The 13,989-nt window shown below is 69.8% G+C and carries 13 protein-coding genes; 5 read left to right on the forward strand and 8 right to left on the reverse strand.

Annotation, left to right across the window (positions count from 1 at the left end):
• Positions 1-116: 116 nt before the first annotated feature.
• Together QZ753_RS00735 and QZ753_RS00740 are read right to left on the reverse strand one after the other, a co-directional pair.
• Positions 117-1,400, reverse strand: coding sequence for an ATP-binding protein (locus QZ753_RS00735; RefSeq protein ID WP_294640295.1), 1,284 nt, complete (start codon positions 1,398-1,400; stop codon positions 117-119).
• 28 nt (positions 1,401-1,428) lie between these two features.
• Positions 1,429-2,412, reverse strand: a complete 984-nt coding sequence (locus tag QZ753_RS00740; protein WP_294640297.1) for a hypothetical protein — start codon at positions 2,410-2,412, stop codon at positions 1,429-1,431.
• A gap of 207 nt (positions 2,413-2,619) precedes the next feature.
• Here QZ753_RS00740 and QZ753_RS00745 point away from each other — a divergent pair, with 207 nt between their 5' ends.
• Entirely contained in the window at positions 2,620-4,488 is a 1,869-nt protein-coding gene (locus QZ753_RS00745) for a glycoside hydrolase family 15 protein (RefSeq protein ID WP_294640299.1), read from the forward strand.
• Complete coding sequence (locus QZ753_RS00750) at positions 4,475-5,290, forward strand: SDR family oxidoreductase (RefSeq protein ID WP_294640301.1); 816 nt, start codon at positions 4,475-4,477, stop codon at positions 5,288-5,290. The genes QZ753_RS00745 and QZ753_RS00750 overlap by 14 nt, the downstream gene beginning before the upstream one ends.
• A 58-nt stretch (positions 5,291-5,348) precedes the next feature.
• On the opposite strand, the gene QZ753_RS00755 is transcribed toward QZ753_RS00750, so the two are convergent.
• Both QZ753_RS00755 and QZ753_RS00760 read right to left on the reverse strand, forming a co-directional pair.
• Positions 5,349-6,053, reverse strand: coding sequence for a DUF1013 domain-containing protein (locus tag QZ753_RS00755; RefSeq protein ID WP_294640303.1), 705 nt, complete (start codon positions 6,051-6,053; stop codon positions 5,349-5,351).
• 145 nt (positions 6,054-6,198) lie between these two features.
• Positions 6,199-7,200, reverse strand: coding sequence for an NAD(P)H-quinone oxidoreductase (locus QZ753_RS00760; protein ID WP_294640305.1), 1,002 nt, complete (start codon positions 7,198-7,200; stop codon positions 6,199-6,201).
• 353 nt (positions 7,201-7,553) lie between these two features.
• Here QZ753_RS00760 and QZ753_RS00765 point away from each other — a divergent pair, with 353 nt between their 5' ends.
• Positions 7,554-8,075, forward strand: a complete 522-nt coding sequence (locus tag QZ753_RS00765; RefSeq protein ID WP_294640307.1) for a DUF1465 family protein — start codon at positions 7,554-7,556, stop codon at positions 8,073-8,075.
• Positions 8,076-8,203: 128 nt separating this feature from the next.
• On the opposite strand, the gene rpmE is transcribed toward QZ753_RS00765, so the two are convergent.
• Positions 8,204-8,425, reverse strand: coding sequence for a 50S ribosomal protein L31 (gene rpmE, locus QZ753_RS00770; RefSeq protein WP_055892581.1), 222 nt, complete (start codon positions 8,423-8,425; stop codon positions 8,204-8,206).
• 275 nt (positions 8,426-8,700) lie between these two features.
• On the opposite strand from rpmE, the gene QZ753_RS00775 reads away from it, so the two are divergent.
• A complete protein-coding gene (locus QZ753_RS00775; RefSeq protein WP_294640324.1) occupies positions 8,701-10,431 on the forward strand; it encodes an ABC transporter transmembrane domain-containing protein in 1,731 nt (576 codons plus the stop codon).
• A gap of 78 nt (positions 10,432-10,509) precedes the next feature.
• Positions 10,510-11,733: a PLP-dependent aminotransferase family protein gene (locus QZ753_RS00780; RefSeq protein WP_294640310.1), complete on the forward strand. Its 1,224-nt coding sequence runs from the start codon at positions 10,510-10,512 to the stop codon at positions 11,731-11,733.
• Between the two features lie 39 nt (positions 11,734-11,772).
• On the opposite strand, the gene QZ753_RS00785 is transcribed toward QZ753_RS00780, so the two are convergent.
• The 3 genes from QZ753_RS00785 to QZ753_RS00795 are packed head-to-tail and all read right to left on the reverse strand — an operon-like array spanning position 11,773 to position 13,913.
• Positions 11,773-12,141: a drug:proton antiporter gene (locus QZ753_RS00785; protein WP_294640312.1), complete on the reverse strand. Its 369-nt coding sequence runs from the start codon at positions 12,139-12,141 to the stop codon at positions 11,773-11,775.
• 48 nt (positions 12,142-12,189) lie between these two features.
• Entirely contained in the window at positions 12,190-12,882 is a 693-nt protein-coding gene (locus QZ753_RS00790) for a YafY family protein (protein ID WP_294640314.1), read from the reverse strand.
• Positions 12,879-13,913: a peptidoglycan -binding protein gene (locus QZ753_RS00795; protein WP_294640316.1), complete on the reverse strand. Its 1,035-nt coding sequence runs from the start codon at positions 13,911-13,913 to the stop codon at positions 12,879-12,881. The genes QZ753_RS00790 and QZ753_RS00795 overlap by 4 nt, the downstream gene beginning before the upstream one ends.
• Positions 13,914-13,989: the final 76 nt, after the last annotated feature.

Genomic DNA, 13,989 nt, shown 5'->3' on the forward strand with positions numbered 1-13,989 from the left:
AAGCGAACCGCCCGACGTCTGCGAGTCTGCGGTGCCGGTTCGCCGCTTGGTCTATCGACCCCGCGCAACTCCTATATGACAACAGCATATGCGATTTATGACAGTCCAAGTCTATGTTATCGCTCGGGTTTATCGAACGCATCGAGAAAGCGGATGAAACGGACCGCGAAGGTCGCGCCCTTTCCGGGCTCCGAGGTGATCGCCAGCCGCGTGCGGTGTCGGGTCAGGACGTGCCGGACGATCGATAGGCCGAGGCCCGTGCCGGGCTTGCCGGCGGTGCCCTCCTCCACCCGGTAGAAGCGCTCGGTGAGGCGTGGCACATGCTCGGCCTTGATGCCCTTGCCGAAGTCCCGGACATAGGCCTCGACCCCATCCCCCTCGCGCCGCAGGCCGATCTCGACGCGCCCGCCGTCGCTGCCGTACTTGCAGGCGTTCTCCATGAGGTTGGCGAAGACCTGGATCAGCTCGTCGCGGTCGCCGTTGACGAGGACCCCGTCGCCGTCGAGCCCGACGAGCTGGACCGACAGGCCGCTCTCGGCGGCCTGAGGCCCGAGCTGCCGGGCGACGGTGCGCAGGACGTCGGCGATGTCGGCCGCCTCGTTGGCGCGCAGGCGTCGGCGCGTCTCAATGCGCGACAGGGACAGGAGGTCGTCGATCAGCCGCGACATGCGCCGCGCCTGATCCTGCATGATGTCGAGGAAGCGGGCGCGCGCGGCGGCGTCGTCGCGCGCCGGCCCCTTCAGCGTCTCGATGAAGCCGGTGAGCGAGGCGAGCGGCGTGCGCAGCTCATGGCTGGCATTGGCGACGAAGTCGGTGCGCATGCGCTCCAGCCGCCGCGCCTGCGTGTGGTCGCGCAGGAGCAGCAGGAAGAACGGCGGACGCGCCTCGCCCGCAAGACGCAGCGGCAGGATGTCGATGCCCCAGGACCGGTCGGTCGGCAGGCGCTCGTTCAGCTCCTCCTGCTCGGCCTCGTCGTTCTCGACCGCGCGCTCCAGCGCGGCCAGAAGATCGGGGGCGCGAAACCGCATGGCGATCGGATCGCCGAGCACGAGCGGCCCGAAGGCGCGCATGGCGCCCGCATTGGCATAGCGCAGCGCCAGCGTGCGATCGACGACGAGCGCCGGCTCGCGCACCGCCTCGACGACGCTCTTGACGCTGGCGTCCGGCCAGAGCGGCTGGCGCCGCGTGCGCGCGCCCTGGGCGCCCTTCGGCAGCGTCCGGTTCGCGCTGCGCACGAGAAGATGGACCGTGAGGCCCGCGACGACGAAGACGATCGCCATCGGCCGCACCGCGGGCGTGGTCACGGCCACCATGGCGAGGCCGGTCGCCCAGATCAGCGCCGGCGCGTATCGCAGCCAGCGCCGCGCGGTGTCCCTTGCGGAGCGTCCCGTCTCGTCCACGCGTCACCTTGTGCGTTTGAAAAGGGGATCAGCCGACGCGGCGAAGGCGCAGCGAGAAGACGTCGACGTCGTTGGTGGTGCCGTCGACGCCGGGCTCGATCGCGATCGAAGCGGGCGAGCGCGCATCGGCCGGCACCGGCACGTCGAAGATGAAGGCCTCCTCGGTCATCGTCGTGGAGAAGCTCTGGCGCTCGCAAAGGCTCGTGCCGCCGAAGAGGCAGCGCACCGAGAACGCGCGCGGCGTGCCGTCGGGCGAGCCGGCCGTCACCTCGATGCGCACGTTGGAGCCCGCGATCTCGCCGACGACGCCCGGACCGATCGCCATCAGCACCTCACCCTCGCCGGCCGCAGGCCCGGAGACGCGCACGGCATCGCGCCCGCCGGAGCGGGGCGCCGCCTCGATCCGCCCGCCCTCGGGCGTCGACAGGCTTTCGAGGTCGTCGCCGCTGAAGACCGTGATCCAGTCGAGCGCCGAGGTCTCGGACTGCGTCGTGGACGCACCGACGCCCGAGCCGCGGATCATGCCGCCGACGAAGTAGGCGAGAAGCGCGAGGACCACCGCAAAGGCCACCGCCGCCAGAAGCACGGAACGGCCGGAGCGTGCGGGCGCGGCGGCATCGGCCGCCGTCCGGTCGCCGCCCGGCGTCCAGGTCCCGTCCACCGGATCGCCGTCGGCCTCGACGGGATCGAGGGCGCGCGGGCTGCGGGCCTCGTGCGTGCGATCGGCGCCGGGCCCGGCGGAGGGAGGCGCCGGCGGGATGAAGCCCGGATCGGCCTCGGCTTCCGCGATCCCGGCCCCCGACGGCCAGTCGGCATAGTCGGCCTCGACGCGGTCGATCGTCTCGGCGAGCTTGGCGCGTTGCGCGCTTGCCTCGTCCTCGCTGCCGCCGCGCGTTTCCAGCATCCGCTCCAGCGCGCGCTCGGAGGCGGCATAGATGCTTTCCCGGAAGGCCGGATCGCTCGCGTCGCCAGCCGCGAGGGCGCGTCGCAGGCTGTCTTCCATTGCGCTCATGACATCTCCCGGCCGATCGAGGCGACACCGTCGCGACGGTGCCTCGGCATCGCATCTGGATAGCGAATGCGGCGGAATGGAGCAATCGCGCGCAATCCCCCGCGCGGCGCTCTGGCGCAAGGCCGCACAACGCCCCGGCCTTTCCTTTCCGCCGGCGCGCCCGACCTTTTGCGGACGAACCAGCCAACAGCGTGCGAAATCCACCCCATGCCGCCCCCGAACGCCACGCCCAACCCGATCGGCCAACATGGCGTGATCGGCGACCTGAAGACGCTCGCGCTGGTGGCGCCCGACGGGCGCATCGACTTCCTGTGCCATCCCAACATCGATTCGCCGACGCTCTTCGCCGGCCTGCTCGACCCCGAGAACGGCGGCGAGTTCCGCCTGTGGGCGATGGCCGAGGGTATGGGCCAGAAGCAGATCTACCTGCCCGACACCAATATCCTGCTGACGCGCTTCCTCGGGCCGAACGGCATCGGCGAGATCTCCGACTTCATGCCGCTCGACGGCTCCGGGCGCATCGTGCGCCGGGCGAAGGCGATCATGGGCCGCGTCACCTTCGCGCTGCGCCTCGACCCGCGGCCGGAATATGCGAGCCTGCGCCCGGCCGTGTCGATCGACGACGGCACGGCGCGGATCGCCTGGTCGCGCGACGACGGGACGCCCCAGACCATGTGGCTCCACACCTCGCTCCCCTTGCGGATCGAGGACGGCACCATCGTCGGCGAGATCACACTGAAAGAAGGCGAGACGGTCTATGCGATCCTGTGTCCGGGGCACGAGGGCTGGGACGCGCCGGGCATGGACTACGTGCGCTCCTCGTTCCGGGAGACGCGGGCCTATTGGCACGACTGGGTGTCGCGCGGGCAGTATCCGACCTTCTGGCGCGAGCTCGTGGTGCGCTCGGCGCTGACGCTGAAGCTCCTGACCTCGGCGCAGCATGGCTCGATCGCGGCCGCCGCGACCTTCGGCCTGCCCGAGGTCGTCGGCGGCGAGCGCAACTGGGACTATCGCTTCTGCTGGGTGCGCGACTCCGCCTTCACCCTCTACGCCCTGTCGCGCCTCAACTACTACGACGAGGCCGAGGCCTTCATCCACTTCCTGATGGAGCGGGTGACAGTGAGCGAGGGCGACCGGTCGGGCCTGCAGATCATGTACGGCATGGACGGGCGCGCCGAGATCCCGGAAGCCGAACTTCCGCACCTGTCCGGCTACGGCGGCTCGAAGCCGGTGCGCGTCGGCAACGGCGCCTTCGACCAGCGCCAGATGGACATCTACGGCGAGTTCATGGACGCCGTCTACATTGCGACGCGCGCGCGGGGTAAGCCGAGCTATTCGGTCTGGGCGAAGCTTTCGGGCCTCATCGACTGGCTCTGCGTCAACTGGCGCCTGCCCGACCGGGGCATCTGGGAAAGCCGCGGCGAGGACAAGGAATACCTGTCGTCGCGCCTGATGTGCTGGGTGGCGATCGACCGCGCCATCCGCATCGCCACGCGCGAGTCGATGCCGGCCGATCTCGTCGCCTGGCGCCAGCAGCGCGACGCCATCCAGAAGACCATCGTCGAGGAATTCTGGAACCCGGAGATCGGCGCCTTCACGCAGTTCAAGGGCGGCGACACGCTCGACGCCGTCGTGCTCCTCATGCCGCTCGTGCGCTTCATCAACCCGCGCGACCCGATGTGGGTGTCGACCCTGAAGGCGGTGCGAGAGACCCTCGTCCACGACTGCCTCGTGAAGCGCTACGTCAACGGGCCGGAGAACGACGACGGGCTGAAGGGCGAGGAAGGCTTCTTCTCGATCTGCTCGTTCTGGTACGTCGAGGCCCTGGCGCGCACCGGATACGTCGCGGAGGCGCGGCTCCTGTTCGAGAAGCTGCACTCCTACGCCAACCATCTCGGCCTCTACGCCGAGGAACTCTCCACCGACGGACAGCATCTCGGCAACTTCCCGCAGGCGCTCACCCACCTGTCGCTGATCTCGGCGGCGATCTGGCTGAACCGGGCGCTGACGGCGGACAGGTCTGACCCCCACCATGCCGGCTTCCAGATGATCGAGGACCCCGATGGCATCTTCTAACCTTCTTTCGCTCGCCGGCCAGGTGGCCGTCGTCACCGGCGCCTCGGCCGGCATCGGCCGGGCCTGCGCGGTCGAGCTCGCGCGCGCCGGCGCCGACGTCGCGGTGAACTACCGCGGCTCGCGCGAGGGCGCCGAGGAGACCGTCGCCCTGATCGAGGCGCTCGGGCGACGTGCAATTCCGGTGCAGGGCGACGTCGGTGCGGAGGCCGATGTCGCGCGCCTCTTCGACGAGGCGGAGCGCCAGCTCGGGCCCGTCGACATCGCCGTGTCGAACGCCGGGCGCCAGAAGGACGCCGCCCTCGCCGATATGACGCTCGACGACTGGAACGCGGTCATCGGCACCAATCTCACCGGCGGCTTCCTGATGGCGCGCGAGGCCGTGCGCCGGTTTCGCGCCAAGGGACACCGCCCGGAGGTCAGCCGCGCGCTCGGCAAGCTGATCTTCGATTCCTCCGTGCACCAGCGCATCCCTTGGGCATTCCACGTCAACTACGCGGCGTCCAAGGGTGGGCTAAAGCTCCTGATGGAATCGGTCGCCCAGGAGGTCGCCTCCGAAGGAATCCGCGTCAACGCGGTCGCGCCCGGCGCCATCGCCACCGCGATCAACCAGTCGGAGCGCGAGAAGGCGGGCGGCATGGACGCGATGCTGAAGCTCATCCCTTATGGGCGCGTCGGCGACCCCGAGGATATCGGCCGGGTCGTCGCCTTCCTCGCCTCGGACGCCGCGGACTATATCACAGGGCAGACGCTGTTCGTCGACGGCGGCATGGCGCTCTATCCCGGCTTCAAGGGCAACGGCTGACACGAAAAAGGGCGGCTCGAGGCCGCCCTTTGCTTCATTCGATTGAGGGGACGTGCGCTCAGCGCAGTTCGTCCTCCTCCTCGTTCTCCTCCGGCTCGGTGCGGCGCATCGAGGTGAGCTTGGCGAACACGGCGGCGGCATCGAGCTCGCCGTCCTCGCGGGCGCTGCCGGAGCGGTAGTTCTGGGTCTGCGCGGCCGACAGGAGGCGCTCCTCCTCGGCCACCTCCTCCGGACGCGGCATGCCGCGCGAGGCCTTCTCGACCTCGAGGTCGAGGTCGATCTGCGAGCAGAGGCCGAGCGTCACCGGGTCCATCGGCTGCAGGTTGGCCGAGTTCCAGTGGGTGCGCTCGCGGATCTGCTCGATCGTGTGCTTGGTGGTGCCGACGAGCCGCGAGATCGCCGGGTCCTTCAGCTCGGGATGGTTGCGAACCAGCCAGAGAATGGCGTTCGGGCGGTCCTGGCGCTTGGAGACCGGCGTGTAGCGCGGTCCCTTGCGCTTGGCCTCCGGCACGCGCACCTTCGGCGGCGCGAGCTTCAGGCGATACTTCTCGTCCTTCTCGGCGCGCACGATCTCGTCGCGCGTGAGCTGGCCCGTGATGATCGGATCCATGCCCTTGATGCCCTGCGCCGCTTCGCCGTCCGCGATCGCCTTCACCTCCAGGGGGTGCAAGGTGCAGAACTCGGCGATCTGGTCGAAGGACAGGGACGTGTTGTCGACGAGCCAGACGGCCGTGGCCTTGGGCATCAGAAGCTGCTGAGCCATGGATATAGGTCTCCTGTAGGCCGGCCCCGGTCAGGCAGGCTGTGGTCACGCCACGAATTCCGGAAATCGACGCTGACTATAGGCATGCGCCGCGCGCTTCGCAAGGAACGATGCGCGGCGCCGGGGCCAGCGGCCGCCGTCCGGCCTAGTCGGGCGAGGCGACGAGGACGATCTTGCCGATGTGGTCGACATCCATGTGCGCGTGCGCCTCGGACGCTTTCTCCAGCGGATAGGTCGTGTCGATGAGCGGCTTCACACGCCCCTCCGACAGGAGCGGCCAGACCTTGGCCTCCAGCTCGGCGGCGAGCGCCGCCTTGAATGCCTTGTCGCGCGCGCGCAGCGTCGAGCCGGTCAGCGTCAGACGCTTGCGCATGATGGCGAACAGGTCGACCTCGCCCTTGCGCCCGTTGAGATGCGCGATCTGGACGATGCGCCCGTCGACGGCCGCGACCTCGATGTTGCGGGGCAGATAGTCGCCGCCGATCATGTCGAGCGTGAGGTCGATGCCGCGCCCGCCCTGCCAGTCCTTGAGGACCGTGGCGAAGTCCTCGCGGCGGTAGTTCACCGCGCGGTCGGCGCCGAGGCGACGCGCGGCCTCGGCCTTGCCGTCGCTGCCGACCGTGGTCGCGACATGGGCCCCGAAGGCATGGGCGAGCTGGATCGCCACCGTGCCGATGCCCGAGGTCCCGCCATGCACGAGAAACGTCTCGCCGGCCCGCAGCGTACCGCGCTGGAAGACGTTGTGCCAGACGGTGAGGAAGGTCTCGGGAATCGCCGCGGCCTCGACGAAGCCCACGCCATCCGGAACCGGAAGGACGGAGCCCTCGTCCGCCAGGGCGAACTCGGCGTAGCCACCACCGGACAGGAGCGCCATCACCCGGTCGCCCTCGCGCCAGCGCGACACGCCCGGCCCGACCGCCGCCACCGTGCCGGCGACCTCGAGGCCCGGCCAGTCCGGCGCGCCGGGCGGCGGCGGGTAGGCGCCCATGCGCTGAAGGACGTCGGGGCGATTGACCCCGGCGGCCCGCACCGCGATCAGCACCTCGCCCGTGCCGGGACGCGGCACCGGGGCGCGGCGGGGTTTCAGGACCTCCGGCCCGCCGTGGCCGTCGAGGGCAATGATCGTCATCTCGTGGGGCGTCGTCATGGGGCCGATCTCCTGGCTGCGGGACGACACTTAACGCGAGGCGACCAAATGTCTGTCCCCGGTTAACCCCTCGTTCACCATTCCCGCGCATAGTCGGGGCAGTCCAGATTGCTTTGGATGGCGACCTTGCTGGTTGTCGAATCTCCCTGTTGAACTTCAAGAGCCGCCCCGTGCGGCTCTCTTTTTGCCGCGATCGCGGACTGTCCACATGCTTTCCGGCCGTTAACTATCCTGAGGCAGCGCGGCTTGCGGAAGGACGCCGGGCAGTGGATTCTAGCGGGAACAGGGCAGCGACGCGCGTTCGGACGCCGCGCCGCGTGCAACGATTCGCTTCAAGATCGGTTTTCCCGCGCATGACACACTCAGTTCTCGATCACAGCGATTCAGCCCGGACGATCAAGCTGGCGGAGCGGCTTGCGTTCTCGTCCTCCTTCCAGCCGATCTTCGACGAGGGCATGACGCTGGTCGACGAGACCGCGGCCTATCTCGACGGCGACGGACGGCGCGACGCGCGCACCATCTCGCGCGGCGCCTCAACGCTCTACGCCGCCGAATCCATGCGCCTGACGACGCGCCTGATGCAGGTGGCCTCGTGGCTCCTCCTGCAGCGCGCCGCCAACCAGGGCGACATGTCGCGCGCGCAGGTCGAGGCCGAGAAGGTCAAGGTGCGGCTCGACGGGATCGGCGGCGGCGCCGACTCGCCCTTCTACGACGAACTGCCGGACGCCTTCCGCGACCTCGTGGAGCGCGCGGTGATGCTGGAGCGACGCGTCGCGATCCTCGACCGCGAGATCTACGGCGAGCCGCAGCCGGAGGCCTCGAGCAATCCGGTGGGCGAGCAGATGCACCTTCTGCGCACGGCCTTCGCCGTCTGAGCCTTCGTCCGCGAATTCTCAAAGGGCGCGTCGGATTTAGGTCCGGCGCGCCCTTTTCGTTTGGGCTGCGCGCAACAAAAAACCCGGCCGAAGCCGGGTCTTTCGAAACCTCGCAGAACGATCGGCAATCAGATGCCGAGGCCCTCGTAGCGCTTCTTGAAGCGCGACACGCGGCCGCCGCGGTCCAGCATCTGCTGGTTGCCGCCGGTCCAGGCCGGGTGGCTCATCGGGTCAATGTCGAGGTTGAGCTTGTCGCCCTCGGCGCCCCAGGTCGAGCGGGTCTGGTACTCGGTGCCGTTGGTCATCACGACCGTGATCGTGTGGTAGTCGGGGTGGATGTTCTGCTTCATCTCTTCGTTCCCAGCTTCACGCGCTCGCACCCACTGAGGTCCCAAGTGACTGCCCGCCGGCGGGGTGCCGGGTGGACATTTCGACCAAGGACCGGAATGAGGAGCGCGATCGCTTTCAAATTCAAGGGCGAGCCTATACATCAGGGCCCGATAGCGCACAAGGGCCGCGCAGGCGGTCGCAAGGGACAGCCGATTTGCGAAACGGAACCGCCGAGAAAGCCGGCAGCGGGTCGTCCCGCCGCACGCTGAAGCCGCTGGCGCGCCTGTGGCCCTACATGATGGAGCACAAGGCCCACGTGGCCGCCGCGCTCTTCTTCCTGGCGCTCGCCTCCGTCACCACCCTGTCCCTGCCGCTGGCCGTGCGCCGCGTGGTGGACCACGGCTTCGCCTCCGCCGACGCCGGCTTCGTGAACACCTATTTCGGGATGCTCGGCGTCCTGGCGCTCGTCCTCGCGCTGGCGAGCGCCGGTCGCTACTACTTCGTCATCACGATCGGCGAGCGGGTGGTGGCGGCGCTCCGCAAGGACGTGTTCGCCCACGTCCTGACCCTGTCGCCGGCCTTCTACGACAAGAACCTGTCCGGCGAGATCGTCTCGCGCCTCACCGCCGACGCGACGCAGATCAAGTCCGCCGTCGGCGCCACCGCCTCGCTCGCGCTGCGCAACTCGATCCTCTTCATCGGCGCCGCCGCCATGATGGTGGTGACGAGCCCCGGCCTGTCGGCCATCGTGCTCGGCGCCATCCCGCTCATCGTCCTGCCGCTCGTCGCCTTCGGCCGTCAGGTGCGGGCCCGCTCGCGCGCCGCGCAGGATGTTCTGGCCGGCGCCAGCGCCTATGCCGGCGAGGCGATCGGCTCGGTGCGCGCCGTGCAGGCCTTCACCGCGGAAGCCCAGGCGCGCGGCCGGTTCGATGCGGCCGTCGACGACGCCTTCGAGGCGGCCCGCCGCTCGGTCTCGGCGCGCGCCGCGCTGACAGCCTTTGCGATCTTCCTCGTCACCGCCTCGATCGTTGCCGTGCTCTGGGTCGGCGCGCAGCAGGTGATCGGCGGCACGATGACGCCCGGCACGCTCGGCCAGTTCCTGCTCTATGCCGTGTTCGCCGCCTCCAGCCTCGGCCAGCTGTCGGAGGTCTGGGGCGAGCTCACGGCGGCGGCGGGCGCCACCGAGCGCCTGTCCGAGCTTCTGGAGGACCGGCCGGAGATCGCCGATCCCGCCGCGCCCCTCCCCCTCCCCGCCCGCGCGCTCGGTGCCGTGCGCTTCGAGGACGTCGCCTTCCACTATCCGACGAGCCCCAGCCGCGAGACGCTGCGCGGCCTGTCCTTCGACGTGCGCCCCGGCGAGACCGTGGCGCTGGTGGGCGCGTCCGGCGCCGGCAAGTCGACGATCTTCTCGCTGCTCGAGCGCTTCTACGATCCGACGGCCGGACGCATCACGGTCGACGGGATCGACATTCGCCATGTCGGGCTCGAAGCGCTCCGCCGGCGCCTCGCGCTGGTGCCGCAGGACGTGACGGTATTTGCCGGAACGCTCGCCTCCAACATCGCCTTCGGCCGACCGGAGGCGAGCCGCGCCGAGATCGAGGCGGCGGCCGAGGCGGCGCTCGTGACGCCCTTCGTGCGCCCTCTGCCGGACGGGTTCGACACGGCGGTCGGCGAACGCGGCATCACCCTGTCGGGCGGACAGCGCCAGCGCGTGGCGATCGCCCGCGCCATCCTGCGCGACGCGCCGATCCTCCTTCTCGACGAGGCGACCTCGGCGCTCGACGCCGAGAGCGAGGGTCTCGTGCAGAAGGCGCTGGACGGGCTGATGCGCGGCCGCACGACCCTCGTGATCGCCCATCGCCTCGCGACCATCCTGAAGGCCGACCGCATCCTCGTGGTGGATGCCGGGCGGATCGTCGAGGAGGGAACGCATGCCAGCCTGATCCAGGCCGGCGGCGCCTATGCCCGCCTCGCGCGCCTCCAGTTCGGTGCGGCGGAAGCCGCCATGCGCGGGGCTGCCGAATAAAGTCCCGTCCGAGAAAAATAGGTCAGCATTATTGACATATTTTCCCGCCGGGTGTGAAGCAGGGTCAGGAGGACAGACATGACCCTGACCGATCTCTTCGCTACCCGCTCCAGCCGCATGAAGGCGTCCGAAATCCGGGAGCTTCTAAAGCTCCTCGACCAGCCGGACATCATTTCCTTCGCCGGCGGCATTCCGGACCCGTCGCTGTTCCCCCACGAGGCCTTTCGCCGGGCCTATGCCGACGTGCTCGGCGGCGCCGGGGCCAACGCGGCGCTGCAGTATCAGGTGAGCGAGGGCTACCTGCCGCTGCGCCGCTGGCTGGCCGCCCACATGACCGATCTCGGCGTGCCCTGCGACGAGGGCAACATCTTCATCACCTCGGGCTCGCAGCAGGGTCTCGACTATCTCGGCAAGCTGATGCTGTCGCCCGCCGACACGGCGCTGGTGACCTGGCCGACCTATCTCGGTGCGCTCCAGGCGTTCAACGCCTACGAGCCGACCTATGCGCGCCTCCAGCCGAACGGCGGCAACACGACGCCGGCCGAGTATGCGGAGGCCGCCACCGCCGCGGGTGGACGCATCAAGTTCGCCTACCTCGTGCCCGACTTCGCCAACCCGACCGGCGAGACGCTGACGCGCGCGCAGCGCGAGGGCGTGCTCGATCTCGCGGGCGAGCTCGACTGTGCCATGATCGAGGACGCCGCCTATCAGGCTCTGCGCTACGACGGCGAGCCCGTGCCGCCGATCATCGCGCTCGACTGCGCCCGGTCCGGCGGTCTCGACGCCGCGCGCACCATCTATTGCGGCTCCTTCTCCAAGATCCTCGCGCCCGGCCTTCGGATGGGCTGGATCTGCGCGCCGCGCCGCATCGTGGAAAAGCTCGTCCTGATGAAGCAGGCGGCCGACCTCCACAGCCCCTCGATCAACCAGATGGCGATCCTGCACGTCGCCGAGACGAGCTACGCCGCGCAGGTCGAGACCGTCCGCCGCGTCTACGGCGAGCGGCGGAACGCCATCCTCGCCGCGCTTCAGGCGGCGATGCCCGCCGGCGTCGAGTGGAGCCGGCCGGAGGGCGGCATGTTCATCTGGGTGACGCTGCCGGACGGCATCGACACGACGGCGCTTCTGGCGCGCGCGGTAGCGGAGGAGCGCGTCGCCTTCGTGCCGGGCAGCGCCTTCTTCGCCGACGGCTCCGGCCGCAACACGCTCCGCCTGTCATTCACGCTGGCGGACGAGCGCGCGGTGACGGAAGGCATCCCCAGCCTCGGCCGCCTGATCCGCGACGAGCTGGCGCGTCGCTAAAGCCGCGCCAGGCCCTGACGACGCCTCGGTCGCGCCTTTTCAGCCCGGCATCTCGCCGGGCCGGAACACGCGAAGGCGGAACGGGCCGGGCAGCGAGGCGACGGCGGTATAGCCGAAGTCCATCTCGGTCGGCGCCTGAAGGACGGCAAGCCCCTTCTCCTGCCAGCCGGCATGGTGGCGGTCGACCGCCTCGCGCGTGTCGACACTGATCGACAGCTCGCTGTTCTCGCCGCGCGGCTGCGGTGCGGGCTCCACGCCGTCGACACGCCAGAAACCAAGGCGCATCCTGTCCAGCACGAAGAGGACGAAGGTCGGCGACCGCTCGACGGGCGCAAGGCCGAAGAGGGCTTCGATCGCCCCGGCGGAGTCGGCGGGATTGTCGACATAGAAGAGGAGGTAGGGGGTCATGACGGGCTCCGTTCGGTTTGAACGTCCCTTGCCTAGACCGTCCCCCTGTCAGCCCATGTCAGCAGCACAGCGCTCGGCGTCGCGCATCAGGCGCCAGTCGGCCAGGAGCACGCGGTGGCGTCGGCCCATGCGACGCCCGGCCGGCACCGCTTCGGCGATGCGGTCGAGGCGGAAATGGCGAAAATCGCCGCGCATCTCGCACCACGCGGCGAGCACCTCCGCCTGGTCGAAGAAGCCCACGATGATCGGCCAGACGACGCGCTGCGACGCGGCGCCCGCCTTGTCCGTGTAGCGGATCGCGAGCGCGTCCTCCGCGCGGATCGCCTCGCGGATCGTCCCGAGACAGGCCAACTCCTCGGCCGCCGCGCCGCCTGCGAAGAGTTGCACCGCCTCGGCCGAACGGTTCGCGGGCAGGACCGCCTCGATCTTGGCGAGCGCACCGGCCGCGCCCGGCCCGAGCGTCTCGGGAAGACGCCGCGTCACGAGGCGCAGACCGAGCACCAGCGCGTCGATCTCGTCCTCGTCGAACATCAGGGGCGGCAGTGTGAGGCCGGGACGCAGAACGTAGCCGAGGCCCGCCGCGCCCTCGACCGGCACGCCCTGCCCCTGGAGCACGGCGATGTCGCGGTAGAGCGTCCGGAGACTGATGCCGAGTTCGGCGGCGAGCGTCTCGCCCGCCACCGCCCGCCTGTGACGACGCAGAAGCTCCACGAGATCGAGGAGCCGCGCGGCGCGCGTCATCGTTCGGTGAGCTTCAGCTCGATGCGCCGGTTGCGGGCGCGCGCGTCCGGCGTGTCGCCCGCGACCAGCGGCTGGAACTCGCCGAAGCCGGTCGCGGCGAGGCGGTTGGCCGGAACGCCCGCGCCGACGAGAAAGCGCACCACGGCAGCCGCGCGGGCGGTGGAGAGCTGCCAGTTATCGGCGAACCGCCCGCCGGTGATCGGCACGTTGTCGGTGTGGCCGTCGACACGGATGATCCAGTTGATGTCGGAGGGGATCTCGCGGTTCAGCTGGATGATCGCCTCGGCGAGCTTTTCCATCTCGTCGCGCCCCGCCGGCTGCAGTACGTCGGCGCCCGACGAGAACAGGACCTCCGACTGGAACACGAAGCGGTCGCCGACGATGCGGATGTTGTCGCGGTCGGCAAGGATCTCGCGCAGGCGGCCGAAGAAGTCCGAGCGGTAGCGCGCGAGTTCCTGCACGCGCTGGGCGAGCGCGACGTTGAGGCGGCGGCCGAGATCGGCGATCTGCGTCTGAGATTCGCGGTCGCGGCTCTCGGAGGCGCCGAGCGCGTCCTCGAGCGCGGCGATCTGCTGGCGGAGCGCCGACAGCTGCTGGTTGAGAAGGTCGATCTGGGTGCGGGCCTGCGCCGACACCTGCCGCTCGGAATCGACCTGCGCCTGGAGCGTTCCGATCTGCGAGCCGGCGTCGCCGGAGCCCGGCCCCGAGCGGGTTCCGTCGAGCGCTGCCTGAAGCCGCGTGCGCTCGGTCTCGGCGCCGGCGAGCGAGGCTTGCAGCGCCGATATCTGGTCCTGGAAATCGGTCGAGTTGGAACGCTCCAGCGCGAGCAACTGGTTGAGCTCTGCGATCTGCGAGTTCAGGCGGTCGAGCACCGTGTCGCGACCCGAGAGGTCGCGGCTGAGCAGGAACTGCGCGATCACGAAGACCGACAGAAGGAACATGATGGCCAGAAGCAGCGTCGACAGCGCGTCCACGAAGCCCGGCCAGTAGTCGACCTCGCGCCGCAGCCGGCGTCCGCGCCCGAGCGCCATCGCGTCAGTTCCGCTCGATCTCGGTCAGCGACCGGTTCAGCCGCTCCAGAACGCGGCGCATCTCGCGCTGCTCGCC

The organism is uncultured Aureimonas sp., assembly GCF_913775355.1.
Classification (GTDB): Bacteria; Pseudomonadota; Alphaproteobacteria; order Rhizobiales; family Rhizobiaceae; genus Aureimonas.

Coding starts and splice junctions, on each gene's coding strand:
- QZ753_RS00740 (WP_294640297.1), bottom strand. CDS start 2,412: ATGAGCGCAATGGAAGACAGCCTGCGACGCGCCCTCGCGGCTGGCGAC.
- QZ753_RS00795 (WP_294640316.1), bottom strand. CDS start 13,913: ATGGCGCTCGGGCGCGGACGCCGGCTGCGGCGCGAGGTCGACTACTGG.
- QZ753_RS00755 (WP_294640303.1), bottom strand. CDS start 6,053: ATGGCTCAGCAGCTTCTGATGCCCAAGGCCACGGCCGTCTGGCTCGTC.
- QZ753_RS00760 (WP_294640305.1), bottom strand. CDS start 7,200: ATGACGACGCCCCACGAGATGACGATCATTGCCCTCGACGGCCACGGC.
- QZ753_RS00780 (WP_294640310.1), top strand. CDS start 10,510: ATGACCCTGACCGATCTCTTCGCTACCCGCTCCAGCCGCATGAAGGCG.
- QZ753_RS00785 (WP_294640312.1), bottom strand. CDS start 12,141: ATGACCCCCTACCTCCTCTTCTATGTCGACAATCCCGCCGACTCCGCC.
- QZ753_RS00745 (WP_294640299.1), top strand. CDS start 2,620: ATGCCGCCCCCGAACGCCACGCCCAACCCGATCGGCCAACATGGCGTG.
- QZ753_RS00775 (WP_294640324.1), top strand. CDS start 8,701: ATGATGGAGCACAAGGCCCACGTGGCCGCCGCGCTCTTCTTCCTGGCG.
- QZ753_RS00765 (WP_294640307.1), top strand. CDS start 7,554: ATGACACACTCAGTTCTCGATCACAGCGATTCAGCCCGGACGATCAAG.
- QZ753_RS00790 (WP_294640314.1), bottom strand. CDS start 12,882: ATGACGCGCGCCGCGCGGCTCCTCGATCTCGTGGAGCTTCTGCGTCGT.
- QZ753_RS00750 (WP_294640301.1), top strand. CDS start 4,475: ATGGCATCTTCTAACCTTCTTTCGCTCGCCGGCCAGGTGGCCGTCGTC.
- rpmE (WP_055892581.1), bottom strand. CDS start 8,425: ATGAAGCAGAACATCCACCCCGACTACCACACGATCACGGTCGTGATG.